Source organism: Shimia sp. MIT910701 (genome assembly GCF_047126315.1).
Lineage (GTDB): Bacteria > Pseudomonadota > Alphaproteobacteria > Rhodobacterales > Rhodobacteraceae > Shimia.
Genome location: NZ_CP138953.1, coordinates 502,847 through 526,997 on the forward strand (window position 1 = coordinate 502,847; position 24,151 = coordinate 526,997).

Annotated in this window: 29 protein-coding genes; 11 read left to right on the forward strand and 18 right to left on the reverse strand. The window is 58.2% G+C overall.

The annotated features are described in order from the left end of the window. Positions 1-43 precede the first annotated feature (43 nt). The 7 genes from motA (at position 44) to SIB38_RS02425 (ending at position 8,060) form a co-directional block, all read left to right on the forward strand. Complete coding sequence (gene motA, locus SIB38_RS02395) at positions 44-913, forward strand: flagellar motor stator protein MotA (RefSeq protein WP_294115554.1); 870 nt, start codon at positions 44-46, stop codon at positions 911-913. Beyond that, positions 910-3,228 (forward strand): hypothetical protein, encoded by a 2,319-nt coding sequence (locus SIB38_RS02400; protein WP_294115553.1) that lies wholly within the window; start codon positions 910-912, stop codon positions 3,226-3,228. The genes motA and SIB38_RS02400 overlap by 4 nt, the downstream gene beginning before the upstream one ends. A gap of 68 nt (positions 3,229-3,296) precedes the next feature. Further along, a complete protein-coding gene (locus SIB38_RS02405; protein WP_412551256.1) occupies positions 3,297-3,689 on the forward strand; it encodes a hypothetical protein in 393 nt (130 codons plus the stop codon). Between the two features lie 66 nt (positions 3,690-3,755). Continuing rightward, positions 3,756-5,789 (forward strand): flagellar biosynthesis protein FlhA, encoded by a 2,034-nt coding sequence (flhA, locus tag SIB38_RS02410; protein WP_412552012.1) that lies wholly within the window; start codon positions 3,756-3,758, stop codon positions 5,787-5,789. After that, the gene (locus SIB38_RS02415; RefSeq protein ID WP_299421391.1) at positions 5,786-6,562 is read left to right on the forward strand and encodes a flagellar biosynthetic protein FliR; all 777 of its coding nucleotides are present in this window, start codon (positions 5,786-5,788) and stop codon (positions 6,560-6,562) included. The genes flhA and SIB38_RS02415 overlap by 4 nt, the downstream gene beginning before the upstream one ends. Further along, complete coding sequence (locus SIB38_RS02420; protein ID WP_294115547.1) at positions 6,559-7,650, forward strand: flagellar biosynthesis protein FlhB; 1,092 nt, start codon at positions 6,559-6,561, stop codon at positions 7,648-7,650. The genes SIB38_RS02415 and SIB38_RS02420 overlap by 4 nt, the downstream gene beginning before the upstream one ends. Then, positions 7,647-8,060: a hypothetical protein gene (locus tag SIB38_RS02425; RefSeq protein WP_412551257.1), complete on the forward strand. Its 414-nt coding sequence runs from the start codon at positions 7,647-7,649 to the stop codon at positions 8,058-8,060. Before SIB38_RS02420 ends, SIB38_RS02425 begins: the two co-directional genes overlap by 4 nt. Before the next feature lie 76 nt (positions 8,061-8,136). On the opposite strand, the gene SIB38_RS02430 is transcribed toward SIB38_RS02425, so the two are convergent. From SIB38_RS02430 to SIB38_RS02470, 9 genes are read right to left on the reverse strand one after another with little or no spacing between them, the layout of a single operon-like run. Then, positions 8,137-8,634, reverse strand: a complete 498-nt coding sequence (locus SIB38_RS02430; RefSeq protein ID WP_294115543.1) for a flagellar basal body-associated FliL family protein — start codon at positions 8,632-8,634, stop codon at positions 8,137-8,139. 12 nt (positions 8,635-8,646) lie between these two features. Then, entirely contained in the window at positions 8,647-9,378 is a 732-nt protein-coding gene (gene flgH / locus SIB38_RS02435; protein WP_412551258.1) for a flagellar basal body L-ring protein FlgH, read from the reverse strand. 12 nt (positions 9,379-9,390) lie between these two features. After that, complete coding sequence (flgA, locus tag SIB38_RS02440; protein ID WP_294115538.1) at positions 9,391-9,810, reverse strand: flagellar basal body P-ring formation chaperone FlgA; 420 nt, start codon at positions 9,808-9,810, stop codon at positions 9,391-9,393. A 1-nt stretch (position 9,811) separates the two neighbouring features. Then, entirely contained in the window at positions 9,812-10,597 is a 786-nt protein-coding gene (gene flgG / locus SIB38_RS02445; RefSeq protein WP_294115536.1) for a flagellar basal-body rod protein FlgG, read from the reverse strand. Positions 10,598-10,619: 22 nt separating this feature from the next. Next, positions 10,620-11,333, reverse strand: coding sequence for a flagellar hook-basal body complex protein (locus SIB38_RS02450; protein WP_294115534.1), 714 nt, complete (start codon positions 11,331-11,333; stop codon positions 10,620-10,622). A gap of 2 nt (positions 11,334-11,335) precedes the next feature. After that, the gene (locus SIB38_RS02455) at positions 11,336-11,605 is read right to left on the reverse strand and encodes a flagellar biosynthetic protein FliQ (RefSeq protein ID WP_294115531.1); all 270 of its coding nucleotides are present in this window, start codon (positions 11,603-11,605) and stop codon (positions 11,336-11,338) included. After that, on the reverse strand, positions 11,605-11,892 hold the full coding sequence (gene fliE / locus SIB38_RS02460) for a flagellar hook-basal body complex protein FliE (protein WP_294115530.1): 288 nt from the start codon (positions 11,890-11,892) through the stop codon (positions 11,605-11,607). Before fliE ends, SIB38_RS02455 begins: the two co-directional genes overlap by 1 nt. Positions 11,893-11,913: 21 nt before the next feature. After that, positions 11,914-12,300: a flagellar basal body rod protein FlgC gene (flgC, locus tag SIB38_RS02465; RefSeq protein WP_294115529.1), complete on the reverse strand. Its 387-nt coding sequence runs from the start codon at positions 12,298-12,300 to the stop codon at positions 11,914-11,916. 22 nt (positions 12,301-12,322) lie between these two features. Then, positions 12,323-12,706, reverse strand: a complete 384-nt coding sequence (locus SIB38_RS02470) for a FlgB family protein (protein WP_412551259.1) — start codon at positions 12,704-12,706, stop codon at positions 12,323-12,325. Positions 12,707-12,789: 83 nt separating this feature from the next. On the opposite strand from SIB38_RS02470, the gene SIB38_RS02475 reads away from it, so the two are divergent. Then, a complete protein-coding gene (locus SIB38_RS02475) occupies positions 12,790-14,121 on the forward strand; it encodes a FliI/YscN family ATPase (protein WP_294115527.1) in 1,332 nt (443 codons plus the stop codon). 122 nt (positions 14,122-14,243) lie between these two features. On the opposite strand, the gene SIB38_RS02480 is transcribed toward SIB38_RS02475, so the two are convergent. The 6 genes from SIB38_RS02480 to SIB38_RS02505 all read right to left on the reverse strand — a co-directional run bounded on the left by SIB38_RS02480 (position 14,244) and on the right by SIB38_RS02505 (position 18,015). After that, positions 14,244-15,032: a DUF1217 domain-containing protein gene (locus tag SIB38_RS02480; protein WP_294115526.1), complete on the reverse strand. Its 789-nt coding sequence runs from the start codon at positions 15,030-15,032 to the stop codon at positions 14,244-14,246. Then, entirely contained in the window at positions 15,029-15,433 is a 405-nt protein-coding gene (gene flbT, locus SIB38_RS02485; protein ID WP_294115524.1) for a flagellar biosynthesis repressor FlbT, read from the reverse strand. Before flbT ends, SIB38_RS02480 begins: the two co-directional genes overlap by 4 nt. Continuing rightward, on the reverse strand, positions 15,430-15,807 hold the full coding sequence (gene flaF, locus SIB38_RS02490) for a flagellar biosynthesis regulator FlaF (protein WP_294115522.1): 378 nt from the start codon (positions 15,805-15,807) through the stop codon (positions 15,430-15,432). Before flaF ends, flbT begins: the two co-directional genes overlap by 4 nt. Positions 15,808-15,891: 84 nt before the next feature. Further along, on the reverse strand, positions 15,892-17,130 hold the full coding sequence (locus SIB38_RS02495) for a flagellin (protein WP_412551260.1): 1,239 nt from the start codon (positions 17,128-17,130) through the stop codon (positions 15,892-15,894). Positions 17,131-17,357: 227 nt separating this feature from the next. Then, positions 17,358-17,729: a flagellar biosynthesis protein FlgN gene (locus tag SIB38_RS02500; protein ID WP_412551261.1), complete on the reverse strand. Its 372-nt coding sequence runs from the start codon at positions 17,727-17,729 to the stop codon at positions 17,358-17,360. Next, complete coding sequence (locus SIB38_RS02505; RefSeq protein ID WP_294115515.1) at positions 17,722-18,015, reverse strand: rod-binding protein; 294 nt, start codon at positions 18,013-18,015, stop codon at positions 17,722-17,724. Before SIB38_RS02505 ends, SIB38_RS02500 begins: the two co-directional genes overlap by 8 nt. A gap of 19 nt (positions 18,016-18,034) precedes the next feature. Between SIB38_RS02505 and SIB38_RS02510 the strand changes: the two genes are divergently transcribed. The 3 genes from SIB38_RS02510 (at position 18,035) to SIB38_RS02520 (ending at position 21,148) form a co-directional block, all read left to right on the forward strand. Continuing rightward, positions 18,035-19,507 carry a flagellar hook-length control protein FliK gene (locus SIB38_RS02510; protein WP_412551262.1) on the forward strand — a complete coding sequence of 491 codons (1,473 nt, stop codon included), beginning with the start codon at positions 18,035-18,037 and terminating at the stop codon, positions 19,505-19,507. A 9-nt stretch (positions 19,508-19,516) separates the two neighbouring features. After that, positions 19,517-20,209 carry a flagellar hook capping FlgD N-terminal domain-containing protein gene (locus SIB38_RS02515; protein WP_412551263.1) on the forward strand — a complete coding sequence of 231 codons (693 nt, stop codon included), beginning with the start codon at positions 19,517-19,519 and terminating at the stop codon, positions 20,207-20,209. A gap of 105 nt (positions 20,210-20,314) precedes the next feature. Then, positions 20,315-21,148: a phosphotransferase gene (locus SIB38_RS02520; protein ID WP_412551264.1), complete on the forward strand. Its 834-nt coding sequence runs from the start codon at positions 20,315-20,317 to the stop codon at positions 21,146-21,148. Here SIB38_RS02520 and SIB38_RS02525 read toward each other — a convergent pair. Genes SIB38_RS02525 through SIB38_RS02535 form a run of 3 tightly spaced genes read right to left on the reverse strand, consistent with a single transcriptional unit; the run spans position 21,127 to position 24,151 of the window. After that, complete coding sequence (locus tag SIB38_RS02525; protein WP_412551265.1) at positions 21,127-22,452, reverse strand: NAD(P)/FAD-dependent oxidoreductase; 1,326 nt, start codon at positions 22,450-22,452, stop codon at positions 21,127-21,129. The two genes, SIB38_RS02520 and SIB38_RS02525, sit on opposite strands and share 22 nt — an antisense overlap. Continuing rightward, positions 22,449-23,267, reverse strand: a complete 819-nt coding sequence (locus SIB38_RS02530; RefSeq protein ID WP_412551266.1) for an ABC transporter permease — start codon at positions 23,265-23,267, stop codon at positions 22,449-22,451. The genes SIB38_RS02525 and SIB38_RS02530 overlap by 4 nt, the downstream gene beginning before the upstream one ends. Beyond that, the gene (locus SIB38_RS02535) at positions 23,264-24,151 is read right to left on the reverse strand and encodes an ABC transporter permease subunit (protein ID WP_412551267.1); all 888 of its coding nucleotides are present in this window, start codon (positions 24,149-24,151) and stop codon (positions 23,264-23,266) included. Before SIB38_RS02535 ends, SIB38_RS02530 begins: the two co-directional genes overlap by 4 nt.

The following is a 24,151-nucleotide window of genomic DNA, read 5'->3' on the forward strand; positions in this document are numbered from 1 at the left end:
TCGGCCTATGGTCGGACTGAAACGCTACTAGGAGTTTGAACCCGTGCTAGGCATTATTGGCATCGCTGTTGTTTTTATCATGGTGTTGGGCGGATACGTTCTTGCCGGTGGTAGTCTTGGCCCGATTATGAAGGCCCTTCCCTTTGAGATGATCATCATCGGCGGCTCCGGTGTTGGTGCCTTTTTGGTGTCCAATGACGGCTCGGTGGTAAAGCACACGCTGAAGGATCTCGGCAAAGTCTTCAAAGGCCCGAAATGGAAGCCGGACGATTACAAGGATCTGCTGTGTTTGCTGTTTGAGCTCATACGATTGGCCAGGAAAAACCCTGTGGCCATCGAAGAGCACATCGAAAACCCGGATGAATCCGACATTTTCCAAAAATACCCCCGCATCACTGCGGACAAAGAAGCGATCAACCTGATTGCCGACACCATGCGCTCTGCGTCGATGAACTATGACGACCCGCATCAGGTGGAAGAGGTTCTGGAGAAGCGAATCGAAGCCAATTTCCACCATGCGATGCACCCCAACCACGCGTTGCAGTCACTCGCGGATGCGCTTCCGGCGCTGGGAATTGTTGCGGCGGTTTTGGGTGTTATCAAAACCATGGGCTCGATCGACCAACCACCAGAGGTTCTGGGCGGCATGATCGGTGGCGCGCTTGTGGGGACGTTCCTCGGGGTTTTCCTGGCCTATGGTCTGGTAGGTCCGTTTGCCGCCAAAATCAAAGGTGTGGTCGAGGATGAAGCGCATTTCTATCAGCTTATCCGTGAGGTGCTGATTGCGAACCTGCACAACCACTCGCCAAACATCTGTATCGAGGTGGGGCGTCAGAACACGCCGGGCCACAACCGTCCGCAGTTTGCGGAGCTGGAAGAGGCGCTGGCCGAAGTGAAGAAGGAAGCGGCATGAAACAGCTTCTGCTTGCTGTTCCGATGGTATTGGCGGCCTCTGCGGGGGCCGCACAAGACGTGCTGTTCCGGTCCGGCGAGCACGAAGATTTCACCCGTTTGGTGGCCACCCTGCCTTCCTCGGAAACCGATTGGACCGTGTCGCGTGACGGGCGGTTTTACACCATCAAAATCGAGGGTGATGACGTCAACCTGCGCACCAGCACCATTTTTGACAAAATCCCGCGGGACCGATTGGCCAATGTTGTGGCCAATGACGCCGCTGGTGAGTTGGAACTGGAACTGGCCTGTGCCTGCCGTGTTGTGTCGATCCCTTACGATGGGCGCTATGTGATCTTTGACATTCGCGACGACCTGCCACCTGCGCAGAACGACGACCTGCCACAGGTGCCGCTATCTTTTGGCGAGGCTGTGCCGGTTGAAAAAAAGCCTCAGCGGCAGTTCCGGTTCTCGTCGTTTGAGGCGGCTAGCCCAACACCACCGCCGGTTCAGGTGGCCGCCGCTGAGCCCAAGCCGGATTTTTCCGACTTACTGGCAATCGATAATTTTGTCGACCGCAGCGCCCAGGTGCAGGTCTTGCGGGGTGATCTGATCAAACAGGTCGACCGCGCGGCCAATCAGAACCTGTTGCAGGCACAAACTCCCGAGGTGGAAGACACCAGCGGGCTGGTTGGCAAACCTGTGAAAACCGCTGAGTCGCAAATGCCGCAGCTCAACAGCTCGGACCATGTGCCGCCGCAAGCGGCCGTTGGAAAAGACCTGAACATCGTCGCCTATAACGTGCTTGACGAAGTGGGCCGCGACATCGCGGCGCTGCTCAGCGGGCAAGTGGCCACCGGCATGTGTCTGCCGGATTCGGCGGTGAACATCGCCGACTGGAGTGGCGAAGGCACCTTTGTGCAAGAGCTTGGCCGTCTGCGTCAGGAAGTTGTGGGCGAATTTGACCGCACCAACAAGGATGCTTTGCGTGAGCTGGCGCAGCTCTACGTGCATTACACCTTTGGCGCGGAAGCTCTGCAGATCATGAATCTGCTGCCGGAAAGTGGCGAGAACAGCATCCTGATCGCCATGGCGCATATCATGGATGGACGCACGCCCCCTGAGGACAACCCGTCTTTTGCCAGCCAAGGGCATTGCGCAGGAAACTCTGCCATGTGGGCCGCCTTGTCCGGCGAAACCCTGGTGGGAGAAAGCGCGGTCAACGGCGCATTGGATGCACTGCAGAAGATGCCACGCCATCTGCGTGAATATCTTGGGCCGCAGCTGAGCAATCGGTTGGTGGCGCAAGGCCAAACCGAGGCCGCGATGCTGGTTCTGAACGGAATTGAGCGCACATCGCCCAAGCCGGACATCAACTTTGAGTTTGCCGAAGCCACGCTGAACGCGGAACTGGGCAACACCGAGGAAGCCACCGAGGCGCTTACCGAAATTGCTACGCAAAACGCTGATATCTCCACCAAGGCGGTGATTGACCTAATTGAGAACCATGTGGCGCAGGGTGACTCCCCCTCGCCGGAGACCGTGTCTCTGGTCGGCGCTTTGGCTGTGGAACACAAGGGCGGCGCCATGGGGCCAGACTTGCGCCGTGCCCATGCTTTGGCGCGTATGATGGGCCATGAATTTGGCGAAGCCTTCAAAATCATCAATGACATCGAAACCCGCGACGGGGCTGAGGCGGCCGAAGATGTGCGCAGCCAGCTGGTTATGGCGGTGCTGGAGCAGGCCGATGATTTTGAGGTGATCTCCTGGTCAATTCAGGAACGTCTGGCCTCCCCTGGGCGTATTTCGACAGCGGCTGCGTTGCAGCTGGCCCATAAGACCTTCGAGATGGGCTTCCTGGGGGAAACCAAACGTCTGATGCAAGCCGCGCAGACGGTGATTCCGACGGATGAAAAACGCCTGTTGAATGCCCGTTTGGCGCTGGCGGAAGCCTTGCCGAAACGCGCGGAAGCGGAACTTATGGGTATGGAAACCCCAGTTGCGGATCGTTTGCGGGCGCAAGCCAAAGCCATGGCTGGCGATCATGCCGGAGCGGCGCGTTTGCTGGCTGAGCTTGGCGAACGTGGATTGGCGGAAACCGAAGCCTGGCTTGACGGTGACCTGGCGTCTCTGACAGCTTCAGAGAACGAAGTCTTGCGACGGGCCTCCACCTATCTCTTGCCGCCGGAAGAGGGCAGCGAGTCCGAGGCGGCCACAGATCGTGTGACCGAAGGCATGTTGGCGCGCAATCGCGCCTTGCTGGAAGGCGCGGCGGAGAGCCGGGGCGTGCTGGGCGAATTGCTCGATCTGCACAGCGTGACCGAGCCATCTTCTTAACACCGGTTACCACATCTTAACCATGCGCCGATAGCTTGGGCCTTGAACTGGGGCAGAAAGCTATCGGTATGAAAAAACAGTACGTTTTCAACGCGATGTCGCGATTCTATGGCGACTCACTCAAGACCGTCACAATCGGTCTTCTGGGACTTGTGACAAGTCTCTTTTTGGTTTTCACCACATTTGTACAAGACAGCACCGACAGCGCGGAAACCCACAACAGGGATGACGCGGCCGATCAGGCGCGCCCCTCCAATAATGCCGCCACAATCAAAGCCATTTTTAAACGCGATCTGGCGCAATCGCCGGATCAGGCGCTGATGCCGGTGAAGCGCACGGCCACTGTGATCCGCGAAAACAATTTCCCGCTGCTTCAGCGCAGCGGTTCAGCTGGCGCGATGGGATCGCTTGTGCCGCTTGGATCTGGATCGGGCCGATCACTGCTGAGCAATGGAGGGTAATCCGTGAACCCAACCTTCTCCATCAAAGCGCTTTTCAGCCCGACGATCCTGCTCGCCCTCGCCCTGATGGCGATTATTGTCATGATGATCCTGCCGATGCCCTCCTGGGTGTTGGACATCGGATTGGCCGCGTCTTTTGCCCTCGCGATTCTGATCTTCACCGTGACGCTGTTTATTGAGCGTCCGTTGGACTTTTCCGCCTTCCCAACCATTTTGCTGGCCTCGCTGATGTTGCGCCTGTCGCTCAACGTGTCCTCGACCAAACTGATCATTGGGCAAGGCCACACCGGCACAAATGCCGCGGGTGATGTGATCGAAGGCTTTGCCAACTTTGTGATGGGCGGAAGCGTGTTTTTGGGCCTCGTGGTGTTCTGTGTGCTGCTCATCGTGAACTTCATGGTGATCAACAAAGGTGCCACTCGGATGGCCGAAGTGGGCGCGCGCTTTGCGCTGGACGGCATGCCAGGTAAGCAGCTTGCGATTGACAGCGACATGTCCGCCGGTGCGATTGACCACGCCGAAGCCAAAGCCCGCCGGGAGCGGGAACAGCAGGAAACCACCTTCTTTGGATCGCTGGATGGTGCGTCAAAGTTCGTAAAAGGCGACGCGATTGCCGGCCTGTTGATCACGCTGTTGAACCTGGTGATGGGCCTGATCATGGGCGTCGCCATTCATGGCATGCCAATCGGCCAGGCGTTTGAGACCTATGCCATCCTGACCGTGGGTGACGGTCTGGTGACCCAGATCCCGGCCGTGATTATCTCGATTGCCTCTGCCTTGCTGCTGGCACGGGGCGGCACCACCGGCTCCACCGACTTGACCCTGCTGAAACAGCTGGGCAACTACCCGCCTGCGATTGCCACCGTGGCCGTGCTGATGATGTTGTTTGCGCTGGTGCCTGGTCTGCCATTCCTGCCTTTCCTTGCAGGCGGCGGCGTGCTTGGTTTTGCGGCGTATTACCTGCACCAGAAGAAGAAAGAAGAGGCCGATGCCAGCCTTGAAATCGATGAGGAAGACGCACCGGTTCTGCCACGTGACAAGCCCATCGGCGACGTGCTGGACTTGGACGACATCCACGTGGAGTTTGCCACCGATCTGGTAAACATGGTGCTCGATCCCGGCGCAGGTCTCGATGCGCGCATCACCAATATGCGCACCCATGTGGCCTCGACCTATGGCCTGATCCTGCCGGAAATCCGCCTGACCGACGAGCCGTCGCTGCCAAACGGCACCTACACTATTCGCATTCAAGGTGTAGAGCAGGTGCGCGACCGACTGGAGCCGGAGAAAGTTCTTGCCTTGGCAGGCGACAGCCCGGACTCGCTGCCTTCCGGTGAGGATGTATCCGAGCCGGTCTATGGCGCCCCTGCCCGCTGGATCGACAGCGCCGCGCAGGAGAAAGCCGCTCTCGCCGGCATCACCATTGTGACACCGGGGGAGGTTCTGGCGACCCACCTGCTGGAAACAATCAAATCCAACTTTGGCCGTCTGCTGACGTTTAAGGCGCTGCGTCGCATTCTTGATGAGATGATGAACCTGTCTGATCCGGTGCGGGCCGATGCCAACCGCCGGATGATGGATGAGTTTGTGCCAGACAAAGTCCCGCTAGATCTGCTGCACCGCATTCTGCGCATGCTGCTGGATGAGCAAGTATCTATCCGCAATATGCCGCTGATTTTGGAATCCATCGCCGAGGCCCGCCATGTGAGCGTGCAGCCGGAAGCGATCTGCGAGAATGTACGTCAACGTCTGGGCTTCCAGCTGATTTCCGATCTGAAGCGCGACGACGGAACCATTCCATTGGTCCAGCTGGCGCCGGAGTGGGAAGACACCTTTGCGACCTATCAAGTGGATGGCGACGCAGGCGGCATGGACGTGGCGCTGCCACCGGATGTGTTCAACGCGCTGGCCCAATCGATTTCCGACCGGATGACTGATGCAGGCAACAGTGGGATTTTTGCCGCGCTTGTGACGTCAACCAGGCGCCGGAGATTCCTGCGCACGGTGCTCAGCGCCAAAGGCATCTCCAATCCTGTGCTCAGCTTTGAGGAAATCGGACTGGATGCACGGCCCGCGCTTGTTGGGGTTGTTGCCGCATGATGGAGACCGCCCTCTTCCTTCTGAACACCACAGAAGCCGCGCTTTGGCACGGTTTTTTGGTGTTTTTGCGGGTGGGCACAGCGGTGGCCTTGCTGCCAGCCTTTGGCGAGACCTCGGTGCCGACCCGCATCAAGCTGGGCTTGGCATTGGCGTTCACTGTCATTGTTGCGCCAGCCGTGCCGGTGTTTGAAAGCGCCGAGCCGACCTTCCCATTGATCGCGCAATACGCGCTAACCGAAACCATCAGCGGATTTTTGATGGGCATTGGCATTCGCATGTTTGTGTTTGCATTGCAGACCGCAGGTACAATTGCCGGTCAGTCGACATCTTTGGCGCAGCTTTTGGGCGGCGCGGCGGGCGAACCGCTGCCAGCGATTGGTAATGTTCTGGTGATCGCCGGTCTCGCGCTGGCGGTGACCATGGGGCTGCACGTCTATGTCGCGCGTTATTTGATCGGATCTTACATGCTGTTCCCTGCTGGCACCTTTCCGCCACGGGAAATCATGACCGAATGGGGTGTGCCGCATATGGCGCAGGCGTTTAACATGGCGTTCCGTTTGGCGGCGCCGTTTGTGATCATTTCGGCGATCTACAACCTGATGCTTGGCGTGATCAACCGCGCCATGCCGCAGTTGATGGTGGCCTTTGTGGGGGCGCCGCTGATCACGGCGGGCGGCCTGTTCCTTTTGTTCCTTGTGGCGCCTGCGCTGCTCACCCTGTGGTGGGGCGCAATGGAGGCGTTCATGATCAACCCGGTTGAGGGCCTGAGATGAGCGGCGGCGGTCAGGACGACGACAGCGAAAAGAGTTTTGAGCCCACCCAGAAGAAACTGGATGATGCGCGAAAGAAAGGTGAGATAGCCAAGTCCATGGATGTCTCCGTGGCGGCGGGTTACCTTGGCCTAACTCTGGCGTTTCTGACCGTTGGCCCCGCCACCATCAAATCGGCTGGCAACGGTTTGATGGTGCTACTGGATCAGGCAGATGAACTTGCGCCAATGGTGTTTGAGGGCAATCCGTCTACGCCGCTTGGCGGGATCATGCTGGAAACCATAACGTCCGTAGCCCCTTGGTTTGTCGTACCGATGGTCGCGGTGATCCTGAGCGTGATAGCGCAGCGCGCTTTTCTGGTGACGCCGTCCAAGCTGGCGCCCAAACTGTCGCGCATCAATCCGATCTCTAACGCCAAAAACAAGTTTGGCCGCAGCGGTCTGTTTGAATTTGGCAAGAGCTTTGCCAAGCTGGTGATCTTCTCGGTCTGTCTTGGGTTTTTTCTGAAGGCACGCATGGCCGAAATGGCCTCCGCCATTCAACTTGATGCGATGATGGTGCCAGCCCTTCTGGGCCGCCTGATGCTTGAGTTTTTGATGATTGTGATTGTCGTCTCCGCTTCGATCGCGGTGATCGACTATTTCTGGCAACGCGCCGAGCACATTCGCAAAAACATGATGACCCGTAAGGAAATGACCGACGAAAGCAAAGAGGCCGAAGGCGACCCGCATATGAAACAGCAGCGGCGCCAAAAAGGTCAGGAAATTGCGATGAACCAAATGCTGGCGGATGTGCCGGACGCGGATGTGGTCATGGTGAACCCGACGCACTACGCCGTCGCGCTGAAGTGGTCCCGCATGCCCGGTGCCGCGCCGGTCTGTGTGGCCAAAGGTGTAGACGAAGTTGCGGCCAAAATCCGCGAAGTGGCACAGGAAAATGCCGTACCTATTCACCGCGATCCACCCTCAACACGGGCGCTGCACGCGGTTGTGGAAATTGGTCAAGAAGTACCGCCGGACCACTATGCACCGGTGGCGGCGGCCATCCGATTTGCCGACGCCATGCGTCAACGTATGAAAGGCCGCGTATGAGCGACGATCTGAAAGAGCTGAATGTGATCACCCAGGCGCGCTATCAGAAGGCGCAGGCGGCGATGCAGTCCATTCAGGCGGAAGAAAATAAACTGCGCGGGTTGCTTAACGATCTGACGGAGCAGGAAAAGAACGGACGTGACGCGCTGACTGGCGATACCGCCATGCGCATCACCGGCGGGGACCTGGCCTGGAACAGCTGGATCGGGCGCAACCGCAAGATCCTGAACCATCAGCTGGCCAATGTGATGGTACGTAAGGAGATGGCCTATAAGGATCTCCAGAAGCATTTTGGCAAAGCCGATGTGATGGAAAAACTGCTGGAGCACGAGGTGCAAACCCGCCGTCAAATGCGGGCGGTGGCGCTGGTGGATTCGATCATGGAAGGCAAGTTGAGCTGCGGCATGTGAGCCAACTGATCTTTCAGAGACCAAAAAAAGGCGGCGCTGATGAGCGCCGCCTTTTTTGTCATGTGCACCTGCGTGATTACGCGATGTCCTGACGTGTGATCTGCACAATCAACACATCGGTGATCTCGTCGCCGTAGGCTTTTTGGGCCACTTCCAGGAAGGTTTTACGCAGCCGGTCCAGCTTGCTTGAGTTGGTGAAGGCACCGCTGAAACCGCCAATGTTGGCGTGGTCAAACATCGTTTGCAAAAGCGCCCCACGAATGCGTGGTTCTGCCTCAAAAATCGCTTCGCGACTGCCTGCTTCCGCTTCAATCGTCAGGGTGATCAAAATCAGCGATGAAACAGCATCATCATTCACAACAGGGACAATAAACTGGTCCACCAGATCGATGTACTCGCGACCTGTTGGCGGGCCCTCCTCCTCGTCGCCTTTGGCTGATTTTTCGGCGTGCTCTTCGCTTTCGCCTGCTTCGGTTACTTCTACCGGAGCAGGCTCCGGTCGCAGGGCAAGCCCTGCGCCAACGCCAGCACCGATGCCAACCAGAAGAAGGATAATGGGGAGAAGTTTCTTCATCAGATCACCCGATTAGTAAGGCAGGACCGCGTCCATGACCTGTTGACCCCAACGTGGTTGCTGCATGTCGGTGATCTGGCCACGGCCGCCATAAGACACACGTGCGGAGGCAATTTTGTCGAAGGTGATTTCGTTCTTACGAGAGATGTCTTCGGAGCGGGCAAAGCCGGACACCAGCAGCTCTCGCAACTCGTAGTTCACGCGCAGCTCTTGGGAGCCTTCGATGGCCAGAACGCCGTTTGGCAGCACGTCCACCACAGTGGCCGCAACACGCAGGGTCAATTTCTCGCTGCGCTTCACAGAGCCATCGCCGGAACTTTTGCTGTCAGAGCTGATGTCGACAAGTGGATCGGTGGTCGCCCCGGTTGGCAGACGCTCGTTGATCCGTTGAGGCAGGCCCGCCAGCGCTGGCAAACTCAGGCTGTCAGAGCCGCTGCGATTGCGCTCGGATTCGTTTTTGATCTGGGCTTTTTCGTCCACCTCGATCACCACGGTCAGAATATCACCACGGCTGGCGGCACGGCGGTCGCCAAGCAGGGAGGCTTTGTTGCCGCTCCAGAGCGATGCGGTATCAGAACGACGTGACACGCTGGCCTGCTGCGGCAGCGGCGGGTTCATCATCGCGTAGTGTTCTTGGTTGTTGGTGGTTGGGGTGAAGCTGGGCGCTTTGCCCATGTGATCGGTGCGACCGCAGCCGGACACGGCCAGCGCCACAAGAAGAAGTGTTGTCGAGAAAATACGCACTGGTGTGTTCCTTTAATTGGCGACCTGGATATTGCCGTTGGGCAATACGGTTCCGGTGATGGTGGAGCGGGAGCTGAGGTTCATGACACGAAGACGTTCACCTTCGCCGCCACGGGCCAGAGAGCGGCCTTCGGTTTCAATGTTCAACCCGTTGGCACTGTAGATCAGGGTGACAATCTGGTTGCGTTCGACCAGCGCCGGCTCGCCAATGTCCCCTTTGCGGATAGGACGGCCGGGATAGATGGCTTTGCGGGCTTCTTTGCCGATGACGGCTTCCAGATCGGTGTGGACGCCAGGCACATCGCCTTGCTTGAGGCCGACCACACCAGGTTCGATGATGGTGTTGGCGCGAATGATCTCGGTGGCGACCACGATTTCCGCAGAAACCGGAGCGGCCAGAACGGTGAGGATGAGGGCCAGAGCGCGTTTCATCTTAGCGCACCTGCGCTGTTGCAGCCATCATCTGGTCTGCTGCGGTGATGACTTTGGCGTTGAGCTCGTAACCACGCTGCGCCTCGATCAGTTCGGTCACTTCGCGCACCGCATCCACGGAGCTGTCTTCCAAGTAACCCTGACGCAGGGTGCCTAGGCCGTCTTCACCCGGGTTGGTCACATTGGGCGGACCAGAAGCTTCGGTTTCCCCAAAGAGGTTACCGCCCAGCGCCTCAAGACCTTTGGCGTTGGTGAAGCCTGCCAAAGTAAACTGGCCAAGCTCTTCGGCCTCGGTGGCATCGTCAAAATAGGCAAACACCTGACCATCGCCGTTGATGGAGATGCTGGTCGCATCCTCCGGAATGGTGATTTCAGGGGCCACAGGGTAGCCGTCAGAGGTGACGATCAGACCATCTGCGCTGCGCTTCAGACCACCGTCGCGGGTGTAGGCCGCTTCGCCGTTTGGCAGGGTGACTTCGAGATAGCCTTTGCCTTCGATGGCCACGTCCAGATCACCGCCGGTGTTGGACAGGGAGCCTTGCTCCAGGTTCACGTTGATCGCGGCGGCACGCACACCCAGACCAACCTGCACGCCAGTGGGCAGAACCGAGCCGTCTGAGGCGCTAATCGCGCCGGCGCGCGAGACCTGCTGGTAGTGCAGGTCGGCAAATTCGGCGCGACGGGCATTATAGCCGGTGGTCGACATGTTGGAGAGGTTGTTGGAAATCGTCTCAACACGCAGTTGCTGAGCGCTCATACCGGTGGCTGCAATTGTCAGGGCACGCATTCTGCTGTCCTCTTTCTAGATGTTATCTGACGAAGGTCTTCACCGCATCACGGATGCGATTGTGTTCGTTTTCCAGGAAGGTCTGTCCCATCTCATAGGCGCGCTGCACCTCGATCATGCGGGACAATTGGGTGATCGGGTTCACGTTGGAGTTTTCAAGAAACCCCTGCAGTACGCGGGCTTCTTCGATGGGCTCGACCCCATCAGGCGCCTCAAACAAAACGCCGGATTCCCGCTTCAGATCTAGAGGGTTGACTGGACGATAGATCCCGAGCTGACCAAGCGGGTTGCCATCGACGCTAAAGGTACCGTCAGAGGAGACATCCACGCTTTTGGCATCTGGCGGAATGAAGATAGGCGCGCCACCGGCATCAAGCACCAAGTGGCCGTCCATATTCACCAGATCACCATTTTCATTCGGAGAGAACGCACCAGCGCGGGTCAGACGCTCACCATTTGGGGTTTGCACCATAAAGAAGCCGGGGCCCTCAACGGCAAAGTCCAGGCTTCCGCCTGTTTGCTTCAACGCGCCCTGCTCCAACGAGGTCATCTGCACATTGGCCGTCGCCATGGAGATACTCTCGGTTCCGGGGGCGGATTTGATGAATTCTGAAAACGCGATGCCCTCGGCGCGGTAGCCGGTGGTGGCCGCGTTGGCAATGTTGTTTGCCAGAACGTTCATCTCACGGGTGAGACCGGACTGACGGGTCAGCGTTGTGTAGCCTGCGTTGTCCATAGTTAGCCTCCAGCAATCAACGGAACGAGGGTGGATTGAAAAAACGAAACGAGGGTTTGGCTCATGAAACCCATGGTCGCCCAGAAGACGATGACAATGCACAGCACCTTCGGCACAAAGGTCAGCGTCATCTCCTGGATCGACGTCAGTGCCTGAAACAGACCAACCAAGACACCCGAGATCAGCGCCACTGCCAGAATAGGCATGGAGATCATCACCGCGACCCAAAGGCCCTGGCGGAGAGTGTCAAAGAAGAGGGCCTGATCCAGCATCAGACCGGCATACGCAGGATTTCTTGGTAGGCTTCGACCACCTTGTTGCGCACGGTCACGGCGGTTTCAACGGCCAGTTCAGACTGGGCCAACGCCTGTACCAATGTGTGCGGGTCTGCTTTGCTGGTCATCGCCTGCATCGAGACCTGCTCGCTTTCTTGAAGGGTGGCGGCAAAGTCTTTTGCCAGGCCAAACAGAGCATTCCCGCCCTGGCCGTTTTCAGCCGGCCCGGTCGCGGGCTTGGAGGCGGTGTAATTCTGAGCGGCTAGTACTGTACGGACATCCATTCTGGGTCTCCTTAGTTAAATTTATTTGCGCAAGAGTTCCATGAGCGACGAGGACATCTGACGGGTCTGGTCAAACATCTTGAGGTTGGCTTCGTAGCTGCGCTGCGCTTCGCGCGCGTCAGCGATTTCGATGATCATATCGACGTTGGAGCCAAGGTAGTTGCCGGTGGCGTCTGCCATCGGGTGGCTTGGATCAAAGATCTTTTTGCCTTCAGAGCGGTCCAGCTGCACCGGGCTCACGGAGACCTGACCATCGCGGGAGGATGTGTCGGCCTCAAAGCTCACGGTCTTACGCTGATAGCCGGGGGTGTCGGCGTTGGCGATGTTCTCGGACACGTGGCGCAAGCGGGCGGCCTGGGCACGCAAACCTGACGAGGTGACGCTTAATGCGGAACCAAAATCACTCATTGCTCATGACTTTCTGTCTTACTTAACGTCCAAGTGCAGTTCGAAGCACGGACAGGGAGGATTTGTAGATGGCCAGCGAGCGGTCGTGCTGGCGTTTGACATCAACCGCCTTCAGCATCTCTTCTTCCAGAGAGACACTGTTGCCGCTTGGGGCAACTTCGGCGGTAGCGAGGGACGGGCGCAATGCGGAGGCTTCCAGCCCATGCCCTTGATGACCGGAGCGGGTGGCACGCATACTGGAGGCACCACCGTCATTGCGGTAGACCTCTTTAAACGGCGTAATGTCGCGAGCTTTGTAGCCCGGCGTATCGGCGTTTGCCATATTCTGAGCCACAACCGACTGGCGTACAGCGGCGTGTTGGCTCATGGCATGTGCAGTTTTAAATACGTTCAAATTCTTGAACACGGGGTTTCTCCCTCGATGGCTTAAATCAAGGCTTAACCCTGATTCCTTTAGAAAGGGTTTCGAAGGAACTTTGGAGAATCCAAATGGACGCTAAAGGGCTAGAAAGCCTTGGCGCAGAACTCAAAAGAGTGCGCCCAATCAAAGACATAGGACGAGTCTGCGCGGTTGAAGGCAACCTGCTGCGCGTGAGTGGTCTCAATGCGGTCGCACGAATCGGAGATCTGCTGGAAGTCACGCTTCATGACGGGGCAAAAATTGCCGGTGAAGTGATCCAGCTGCACACACAAGATATGACCATGCTGCCCGATGCGGCGCCGGACGGGGTGTCTATTGGCGACCGCGTGGCCTTGCGCGACCAAGTGGGCATTGCGCCGTCAGATGCTTGGATTGGGCGGATCATTGATCCTTATGGCAACCCACTGGACGGCAAACCGTTGTTGCGCGGACCTCAGATGCGAGCGTTAAAGAACGCGCCGCCACCGCCAGCCGCGCGGCGGGCGCTGGGCGATCGGCTGGAAACCGGTATGGCGATTTTCAATACGATGCTGCCGATTGTGAAAGGCCAACGTATTGGTTTGTTTGCAGGTTCCGGCGTTGGTAAATCCAGTCTTATGGGACAGTTCGCCAAGCATATGACCGGCGATATTGCGGTCATTGCTTTGATCGGGGAACGGGGGCGGGAACTGCGGGAATTTGTGGAGAATGTGTTGGGGCCGGAAGGGCTTAAGCGGTCTATTGTTGTGGCCGCGACGTCGGATCAATCTCCCCTGGTACGTAGGCGTTGCGCGCTCGCGGCTATGAGCGTGGCAGAGCACTTCCGGGATGCGGGTAAGCACGTGATTTTTATGGCGGATTCGATCACGCGATTCGCCGAGGCCCACCGCGAGGTGGCCGTTGCATCCGGTGAAATGCCCGCGCTGCGGGGCTATCCGCCGTCAACCTCCCATATGATCATGTCACTGTGCGAACGCGCCGGTCCGGGACTGGAAGGGCAAGGCGATATTACCGGTGTTTTCAGTGTCTTAGTCGCGGGCTCAGACATGGATGAACCGATTGCTGACATCCTGCGCGGGGTGTTGGATGGGCATGTGGTGCTCGATCGGAAGATTGCGGAGCGCGGCCGATACCCGGCGGTAGACCTGCTGCGGTCGGTCTCGCGGAGCCTGCCGCACTGCGCAACGGACCAGGAAAACGCAACGATTTCAGAGGCTCGCAGACTTTTGGGGGCCTATGAACAAAGCGCCACGATGATCCGGGCCGGGCTGTATTCGGCGGGGTCTGATCCGGTTCTGGATGTGGCGATCAACGCCTGGCCGGAGCTGGATGCCTATATGGGTGACGGCAATAGTGCGTCGATTATGAATGCATTTCAAAAGCTTACGCTACTTCTGCGCCGCGCGGGGGCGAAGGCGTAAACAAGCCTTTCACGAAATGACAAAAGCGCGCCCATTGAGGCGCGCTTTTTGCTGAATTTTCACGTCGGTAATGCGTCGGTATCGCGACTGTATTGCGACGGTTCTATATGTTGTGGTTCAGATCAGTACTGCAACAAGGTCAAAGCGATCTGTCCGCCGCTCAAGCCCTGTGAGGTGTTGATCTGGGACATGATCAAATAGCGGTCCACAAGCTTCTGTTGCGCGTCTTCGCCCACAAACTGGCTGATCTCGGAGTCGCCGGTCAGCTTCTCCATGCGCCCACGGAAGACTTCAAGCTGTTTGTCGAGGTCCAGCGCGCCAAAAGACGACGGCAGGTTGAAGGTCTGCTCCATAACACTGCGCAATGGCGGGGAGCCAAGCACCGAAAACCACTTGGTGGTGTCGCTGGACCCGGAAACGGAAATCTCTTCCAGCTCGCGCACGGCATTGAGCGCCAGACGCAGGCTCTCGTCCTGCTCTCCAACCGCAATCTCAAACTGCCGGGTGGTGTATTGCTCTTTGATGTTGGCAACAAAAGAGTCAGATTTGTGCCACGGTCCGCCCAAGTCGCCAAAGCCAAAATCCTCAGCCAGGGCGAGATAGCGCTTGTCCGCCATTTTATTGGCCAAAGAGTCAGGCGCCTGAGAGCCTTCCTCTAGGATTTTCTTCATAAAGAACGTGTTGTTGACGTCCTCGTCCAAACCATAGGCGCCAAGCGTGATGCGTAGCAAACGCCGGTCATTGGCCAAATCGTCAGCGGTCTCGACATTTTTTATGTTTTCTTCAAAATAGTCGAGGTCACGCTGAATGACCGGCGAGCTTTCGAACGCCTTGGTTTGCGTGTCCATCGTGCGCTGGAGAAAATTCCACGCAACGAGACCGCTGCCTGCGACGATGGGCTGATAGGTCATTGGCGTGCCACCGCCATCAGACGGTCCTCACGCGGCAACAAGGCGCGCAAAGCCTTGAGGCCCTGATAGTGACGGCCCGCGATCACCGCGTCGGTGGCGGCTGCGATCATCTGGCGGCTGTCGTTGTCGGTGAACACCTGGCTCAGATCCTCGATGTGGCGCAGTAGGGTGCGTTCCACGTCATCGGCATCGGAGTCGCCAGACAGAACCAGTTGCAGCGCATAACAGGCGCGGCGCACTGGGGTGTTGGCTTCTTCCGGGTGGATGGCATCCCGCAGGCGCAGGATGTTGGCATTTGGGGTCATGATGGACAGACGGGACCGGCGGTCTCCGTTTTCAATAACTGCACCGTTAACCAGAACCCGCTCTTTAGGGCTCAATTTGAGAACAAGGCCGCTCATGCTGCTGCTGCTCCGCTTCGAAGGCCGCGAAGGATCGCGGTGTTGACTTCCAGTAGGGGCCGCACATTGGCGTCGCCCGCCAGCACTTTAGTGCTGTGATGATCCGTGAATTCCGCGAGATAGAAGATCTGGGCCCGAAGCTGTTCGGGAAGACCGTTGTCGGTGCCGGCTACATCCACGGCGAGAAGGGTCCAAAGGGAGCGGTTCTCGTGGATGGCTTCGGCGAGGGCTGGGAAACCACGTTTGCCTTGCATGGCAGCTTGTTTCAGCTTGTGGGTGACCCGCGCGATCACATCATATTCTAGCTTGCCTGTGGACTTTGTTGGCGCTGCGGCCTGCCCGTAGGCGCGTTTTGCGAGAGCATTTGGTGTCACGTCGGAGTTCTCCCGATATGCGAGACAGAAATTAGAAAGATGGAGATGCTGGGGGCGCCGTTCGAGCGCCCCCAACTAAGTCCATTAACGGAAGAGCGACAGCAGCTGCTGTGGCGCCTGGTTCGCGATAGACAGCGACTGAGTCGCCAGCTGTTGCTGAACCTGCAGAGCCTGCAGACGTGCAGAAGTTTCTTCCATATCGGCGTCAACCATGGAACCGATGCCCGAAGTCAGGGAGTCAGACAGCTTCGATACGAAGTCGTTCTGAGTGCTGATACGGGATTCAACGGTACCGAATGCTGCGGCTGCGTCGATGGTGGTGGTGATCAGGCTTTCGATGTTGCCCAGAGCCGCTGCCGCGCCACCTGCGGTGGATACGTCAATTGCGGACAGAGCAGCCAGACCACCGGAGCCAGCGTTGGAGAACTGAGCGGAGACAGTAATGTCACGGTCCGCCGCGTCTGCACCAGTGCCTGTGATGAAGGACAGAGTGTTTGCGGCTGTGGAGTCGTAGTCGATGTCAACGCCCTGGATACCCAGTTGGTCAACCGCGTTCTTCAGACCCACTGCAACCAGCGCATCGGTGTGCGCCGCGTCATAGGTGCCGGAAGGATCAAGGTCAGATTCCTGAACAGTGTAAGAGACAGACTGATCGTTGATGTTGATGGAGATTTTATCACCAGCAGCGAAGTTATCAGTTGTACTGTCGATTACCAGCGTACCGGTACCGCTATCCTTGTCCATAGTGAAGCCAGCAGCGTCTTCGTCGGTCGACACGTTGTCAGAACCGGCCAAAACGGCTTTTGCAGAATAGCCACCTACGGAAAGGTCTTGTGCAGCTACAGTGATCGAAGACGCGGTCACGTTGCCGCTGGCGTCACGATCGAGAGACGCAAGAACGTCGGTGTTGCCACCGCCGTTTACCAGGTTCAGACCGTTGAACTGGGCTGCGCCCACAACGGAACCAATCTGGTCACGCAGTTCGGAAACTTCGGCCTGCAGCTTGGTACGGTCCACGTTGTCACCTTGTGCGGCAACAATACGCTCTTTCATCTGACCCAGAAGGTCGGTCACTGTTTCGGTTGCGTTACGAGCAACTGCAACAGTGGATTCACCCAGCGAAAGGCTCTCTTTCACCGATTTGAAACCGTTTACGTCAGATTCCATGGTCTTGGAAATCGCCCACACGGCCGCGTTTTGCTTGGCGTTGGCAACCTTCTTACCAGTCGAGATAGCGGACGTGGTGTCAGACAGGCTGGAGTTAACGGATTTCAGGGTTTGCAGCGCAACCATTGCGCCGTTGTTAGTCAGAATGCTGGACATGGCATTTCCTATATGTCGTGACGCTTTTGCGTCGGGTTGTATTTTGCGCCCCTACGCATTGGGGGCACTCCTGAACGTCATTCTGACATCTACCGGTCGGCTCAGGTCCGTGTCCGGTGCCACCCTCATTGGGATGCGGGATCAACATGGCGCGGTAAGTGCTAACGTTTCCCTAAACCCAAAACAGACAATCGGTGGCATTTTAAACAAACTTGGAAGAGTGTGATTTATGCTCTCTTTTCAACACGTTGACCGGCGCTTAGCTGAACAGCCTGACGCTGGCCGCGGTTGTCATAAGATTCGAAAGAGGTGCGCACGCGGCGCAGGGTGCCCATACGTTCCTGGGTAGCGCGCAAACCGGCCTGTGCCGATTCCAAAAGCCGTTGATTGCGGGCGAATCCTTCTTGCAACGGGGCGAGGTCGTCGGCGTCGATCTCCTCTTCCTCCTGCAAGGTGGTGAGCTCCTCAAACAGCGCTTCTTTGCGTTCCAAAAGATCCGGGAGCGCGTTCAGCTTGCCTTCAATCAGCGCGGTGCGCTCCTCTTCCAGCAGCTCCTGAAGCGAATCGATCAGCGGGAAGTCTACGGTTTCATCAGACATCGGCGCGCTCCTTGAGGGCGTTGAAGAAAGCCTCGGACAGGCCGATGCCGCCGGCGTCCACCATGGCGCGGGCCTGCTCCTGTACAAGGAAGGAGGAGAACTGGTCTTCGCCAGCGCCACCGCCGAAAGATTCGCTGGTTTTTCCGAGGCCTGCGGACTTCAGCATTTCGGCCAGGAACCCGGCTTCGAGCTCTTTGGCGGCGTCGCGCAGCGCGGTTTCACGAGCGCTCGGTGTCGGTTGAATGGGGGGCGCAGCGGGCGCCACGATAGGGGATGTGTTGAGCATTTCTTGCCTCACAGTCTACATGCGGATTTTTTCAGTTGTGGCCGAGGACGGTAAAGAAAGTGGTAAGGAAGACTCAGGTAGAGAGGTCGGCGTGGAAGAATTCCCGGAGACCGCTATGCTCAATCTGCCCTTTGTAACCCAACCGTCCGCGCCAAGCGAGACAGGTGCCACTCAGAAACCGACCGACCCAAAGCGGGAAAGCGACGACTTTTCCAAGGCTTACGAGGCATCTGACAAAGGCAACGACCGTCCTTCCGAGGACGTGAACGACACCCGCACAACTGACCAGACCAGCGACGATACTGCGCCGAAAGAGGCCGATTCGCGGCCTGACAAAGACGGCAAACAGGCCAAATCTGAAGGGCAGGACAAAGGGTCTGACGCGCCTGAGGATGCAGATTTTGCCACTGTGGAAGTGGCGGAAGCGGTTGAAGATGCGCCCGAAGTGGCCGCCAAAGTGGCGGAGGTGAAGCCCGCCAAGGGCACAACCGAGAATGCCGCGTTGATGAAGCTGGCGGGTCAGACCGGAGACGCGGCCAAGCAAGCCACGGCGCCAGCCACACAGGCCCCTGATGTGAAAGCAACGGCTCTGCCGGAACAGGCCGCACAAAAGGCCGCTGAGGCGGTTCAGATGGCCAATGCCCAGGGCTCCAAGATGGCAGCGGAAGTTGGCGAAGGACTGGACCCAATGAAGGTTCAGGTGCGCTCTCAAGTGAGCCAGCAAGCCGCACAGGCCGCGCCGCAGCAGGTTGTGCAAGAGGTGGCCGCACTGGATGCGGGCCGCCGTGGCGCGATCCAACAGAGCGTAGAGGCTGTGGATGAGCCAACCGCGCCGAAGTTGGAAACACCATCCGTGCCAACCACATCCACCACTCAACAGATGCAGGCCCGCGCCATTATGGAGCAGGTCAACGCCGGTATTCAGCAGATGAGTGGCAAGGCGGCAGACATCCAGACATACCAAAGCGTGGATATGGTGATTGCCGCTGCGGATGAGACCAACAACAGCTCGCGCTCCATTATGAGCTCGCAGGAAGCGGCCTCGCAAGCCCGGCTGAGCAACAGTGCGCCGAACCCGGCGTATGTGGTGCGGCAGGTGGCCGATGCCTTTAAAATGGCGGACAAGAACCTGATCGAGCTGGCGATGGATCCGCCGGAGCTGGGCAAGGTGCGCATGTCCATGACCGAGACCGGCGGCGTGATGACCGTGAACATCGCCGCCGAAAACCAGGCCACATCCGAATTAATGCGCCGCCACATCGATATGCTGCGCAAAGACTTCATGGAGATGGGCTATCAGGACGTCACCTTCAGCTTTGAACAGCAGGGCAGTGACGGCCAGAACGCCCAAGGTGGCAATGAATTTGCCCAAGGTGGACAGGGCGGCACCGCCCAAGGCGACGGGCCACTTCTGCCTGATGCCGCCACTTTGGCCGCCCAAACCGCCGCGCCACAAACGCTTGTGAGCAGCGGCCTTGATATCCGCGTCTAGGAGAGAGACATGACCCCTACCGCAACATCCGCCGCATCCCAGACTGCGGCAACCCAATCCGCCGCAGCGGCCGCCGCCGCCAAGGAGCCCACTAACGGCTCTGCAGCGCTGGCCTCCGATTTTGAGACTTTTCTGACCATGCTGTCGGTGCAGATGCAGAACCAGGATCCGTTGAACCCAACCGATTCGACGGAATTTGCCTCGCAGTTGGCGCAGTTCTCGACGGTGGAACAACAGACCCTGACAAACACGCTTTTGACCAATCTCGGCACCCAGCTTGGTGCAATGGGCATGGGCAACCTGGCGACTTGGGTTGGCATGGAGGCCCGGGTGACCGCGCCGGCGCACTTCACCGGCGAACCGGTGCAAGTGGTGCCGAACGCCAATGAGCTCGCAGCAGAGGCCACGCTGATCGTGCGCAATGAATCCGGCGCAGAAGTGCAGCGCTACGCCATCGATCCCAAAGCCGAAACCGTGACCTGGTCTGGCCTTGATGATGCAGGCAAACCTTTCCCGAATGGCAACTACACCTTCGTGACCGAAAGCCGCGCCAATGGCGAAACGCTCGACTCGGTCTATGCCGACATTTACGCGCGCGTGACCGAAGCGCGGAACACCGATCAGGGCGTGGTGCTGATCTCGCCCGGTGGCGTGGAATTTGCCGCAGACTCTGTTGTGTCTCTGCGCGAGCCAACCACCTAAGACTTGCCTCGGCTCAGCACGTGAATTAGCGTCGCGGCGCTCTGCTCAAGGACCGCCGCGCTGACTGATCTGCCCCCTGCCCCACCTGATGCCGTGATTGCGGCTTTGGCCGACGCGCTGCCTGCGCGTGCGGTGCCACAGGCCTGGCATCCGTTGTTTGGCGGGCGCACCAACACGGCTTGGCACGGGGAATGCGCCGATCACGGCGACATCGTACTGAAGCTTTACGCCGGTCCCGCGCGCAATCCGTTGTTCCCAAATGACCCAGAGGCCGAAGCGACGCTGCTGCGACACTTGCAGCCGACTGGGCTATCACCGGCGTTTTTGGCTGGATTTGTGACTGATCTGGGCACTTGCAATGTCTATGCACATGTCCCTGGGCACACCTGGCAGACGGGTGTGCAATCCGTTGCCACACTCATGCGCAAACTTCATGGCCTTGCGGCGCCGATGGGGCTGCGTCGGGTGGCTAACGGCTCAGCCGCTTTAATTACGCAGACGCTTGAGATTATCGGGCGCTGTGAAAAGATTCCGCAGTTTTTGTCCGACCTGCCCGATGAGGTGGTGCCCCCATCCGGGCAAACCGCGCTGTTGCACAGCGATATTGTGCCCGGCAACCTGATCCAGAGTGAGGACGGGTTGCACCTGATAGACTGGCAATGTCCAGCGGAGGGTGATCCTTGTGAGGACATTGCGGTGTTTCTGTCTCCAGCGATGCAACATCTGTACCGGCAGTCCCCCTTGTTAGAGACCGATATTGATGCCTTTTTGGCTGCTTATGGCGATGGCGACGTGAGTGCGCGCTATCGCCGGTTGGCGCCGTTTTATCATGCCCGCATGGCGTCCTATTGCCTGTGGCAGGTTGAGAATGACCGCCCCGCGTATGGCGAGGGGTTACAGCTGGAAGTGGCGGCGCTTCAGAGATCTTTGAGGCCGTAGTAGAGATAGCCCGGGTACATCGCCAAGCGCCGGAAGCGACCAAAGGGGAACCGCCCCGGCGTGGCGCGCATGATTTCCGGGTGCATTAGGGTCGATTCCTGCAGGATGTCTTGCGCAATCAAAGCGCCCGCATAGCTGCCCATGGCGACGCCGTTACCGTGGTAGGCAAAGCCCGCATAGAGGTTGTCCACCCCGGGAACGCGACCGGCAAAAGGCGTTTGGCCGCGGCTGTAGCAGACAAACCCGGACCAGTAATACGGCGTTTCGATGTGTGCCCAAGCGGGGAAGAGCCGCTCAAAATGCTGACGGATGCGCAGCTTGATCTGGTCGCTGGTGCGCTTGGAGGTTGAGAGCCCCCCGCGCATGCCAAACAGAAAGCGGTTGTCCGGCATCAGGCGGAAGTAATGCAGCAGGTTGCGGCTGTCATAGGACATTTGTCGCGAGGTCCAGCCTTGCGCGGTCTGCTCCTCTGGTGAGATCGGTCGCGTGACAATCACGCTGGATTGTGCCGGAAGGAAGCGACCCGCGAGCCATTGCGGGGTCGTTTCGCTGGAATAGCCATTTGTAGCAATCACCAGTTTTTTGGCGGTGACCTGACCTTGTGGAGTGGTGAGTTGCCACAGGCCGCCCTGTATATTGGTCTCTAACACGGGCGTATCGCCATAAACTGTAGCACCAGCGTTTTCAGCGGATTGGGCCAAGTTAGACACGTATTTTCGTGGATTGAGGGCAAAACCGATAGGCGTCGTGATCGCCCCGTAAAACCCACCACCAAAGCCGCGATCCGCGAGGTCTTCTTTGGCGATCACGTCGATTGGCTTTTTGTAGAGCGTGGCAAGCTCTTCGGCCTCTTGCGCAAAGCCTGCGGCGGCGCGGGCGTTGTGCGCCAACATGGTTTCGCCGTCACTGTGCCGGTCTACATCCCAGCCAAACCGCGCCAGAAGGCCGTCGACGTGATCGACGGCGGCGCGTTCGGCAGACATGTAGTCAGACAACGCCGTCTCGCCAAAGCGTCTTTTTAGAGACTGATAAGATGCTTTGGCACCGCCCAGACAACAGAATCCACCGTTGCGTCCAGACGCGCCCCAGCCAACCTGTTTGGCGTCCAGCACGGTGACGTCGACGCCCGCCTCGGCCAGTTTCAGCTCGGCGTTGAGACCGGTGAACCCCGCGCCGATGATCGCGACTTCTGTGGTGACGTTGCCCGACAGAGCGGAGCGGGCCGAAACAGGCACTGTTTCAGCCCAAAAGCTGTCTTCTACCGGTCCATCCGAGTAGGCAAACGGGTCGCAGATGCGTTTCATGCCAGCTTGTCTGCCGCCTCTTCCTCACGCCGCTGGCGCATCACGTTGCGCTTGTTAATCAGCGAGGCGGTGATCACGCCAATCGCCACCACGAGGATCATGATGGTGGATAGCGCGTTGATTTCCGGGCTCACGCCAAGACGCACCGAAGACCAGATCTTCATCGGCAAGGTGGTGGCCGAGGGGCCGGAAGTAAACGAGGCGATCACCAGATCATCCAGCGACAGGGTGAAGGCCAGGAGCCAGCCGGAAATCACCGCAGGGGCAATGATCGGCAGGGTCACGAGACGGAAGGCTTGTACTGGCGAACAGCCAAGATCGAGCGCGGCTTCTTCCAGACTTTGGTCAAAGCTCACCAGGCGCGAGCTGACCACGACGGAGACGTAGCACATAGCAAAGGTGGTATGCGCCAGAACGATAGTGAAAACGCCGCGGTCCATGCCGAGGCTGATGAACAGTAAGAGCAGAGAGAGGCCGGTGATGACTTCGGGCATCACCATGGGGGCGTAAATCATGCCGGAGAACAGTGTGCGGCCTCTAAAACGACCGGCGCGGACCATGACGATGGCGGCCATGGTGCCCAGGATGGTGGCGAGGCAGGAGCTTAGGAAGGCGACCTTCACGGTCACCCAGGCGGCGTCCAGAAAGGCCGTGTTGCGCAGCACTTCACCGTACCATTTCGTGCTGAATCCAGCCCAAACAGTGACGAGTTTGCTTTCGTTGAAGCTGAAGATGATGAGGATCACCATCGGCAAATACAGGAAGGCAAAGCCAAACGTCAGCGAGGTGACGTTGAACCAGGTCATACGTCTCATTGGTCGGCCTCCCGCTGTTTTTGCTCGTTGCGCTGGAAGAGCACGATGGGGATGATCAGGATCAGCAAGAGCACCACGGCCACGGCGGAGGCCACCGGCCAGTCGCGGTTGGAGAAGAACTCCTCCCAGAGGACTTTACCAATCATCAGGGTACGCGAGCCGCCCAAGAGCGATGGGATCACAAATTCGCCGATGGTCGGAATGAAAACCAGGAAGCTGCCGGCGATGATGCCCTGTTTGGAGAGCGGGATCGTCACCAGCCAAAAGGCGGAGAACCGCGAACAGCCGAGGTCTTCGGCGGCTTCCAAGAGGCTGATGTCGAGCTTTTCCAAAGCTGCGTAGATCGGCAGGATCATGAACGGCAGGTAGGTGTACACAATGCCGATGTAGACGGCGATGTTGGTGTTGAGGATCACAAGAGGCTCGTTGATCACGCCAATCCAGAGAAGCACCTGATTTAGGTAGCCCTCTTGGCTTAGGATGCCCATCCACGAGTACACGCGGATCAGGAAGCTGGTCCAAAACGGCAGGATCACCAGCATGAACAGCATAGCGCGCCATTCTTCCGGTGCGCGGGCCATGCCGTAGGCGATGGGATAGCCGACGAGCAGTGTAAACAGAGTCGAAATCACCGCAATCTTGAGGCTGGAAAGGTAGGCCTTCCAATAAAGCGCATCTTCGGTCAGCCAGATGTAGTTCTCAAAATCCAGCTCCGCGAGGAAGGCTTTGAACCCTGCCCAACCCTCTGCAATGTCCAAAGTTGGCGTGTAGGGCGGGATCGCCACCGCCAGATCGGACAGGGAGATTTTGAAGACAATGACAAACGGCACAATGAAGAGTGCCAGAAGCCAGAGATACGGTATGGCAATCAGCAGGCGGCGCAT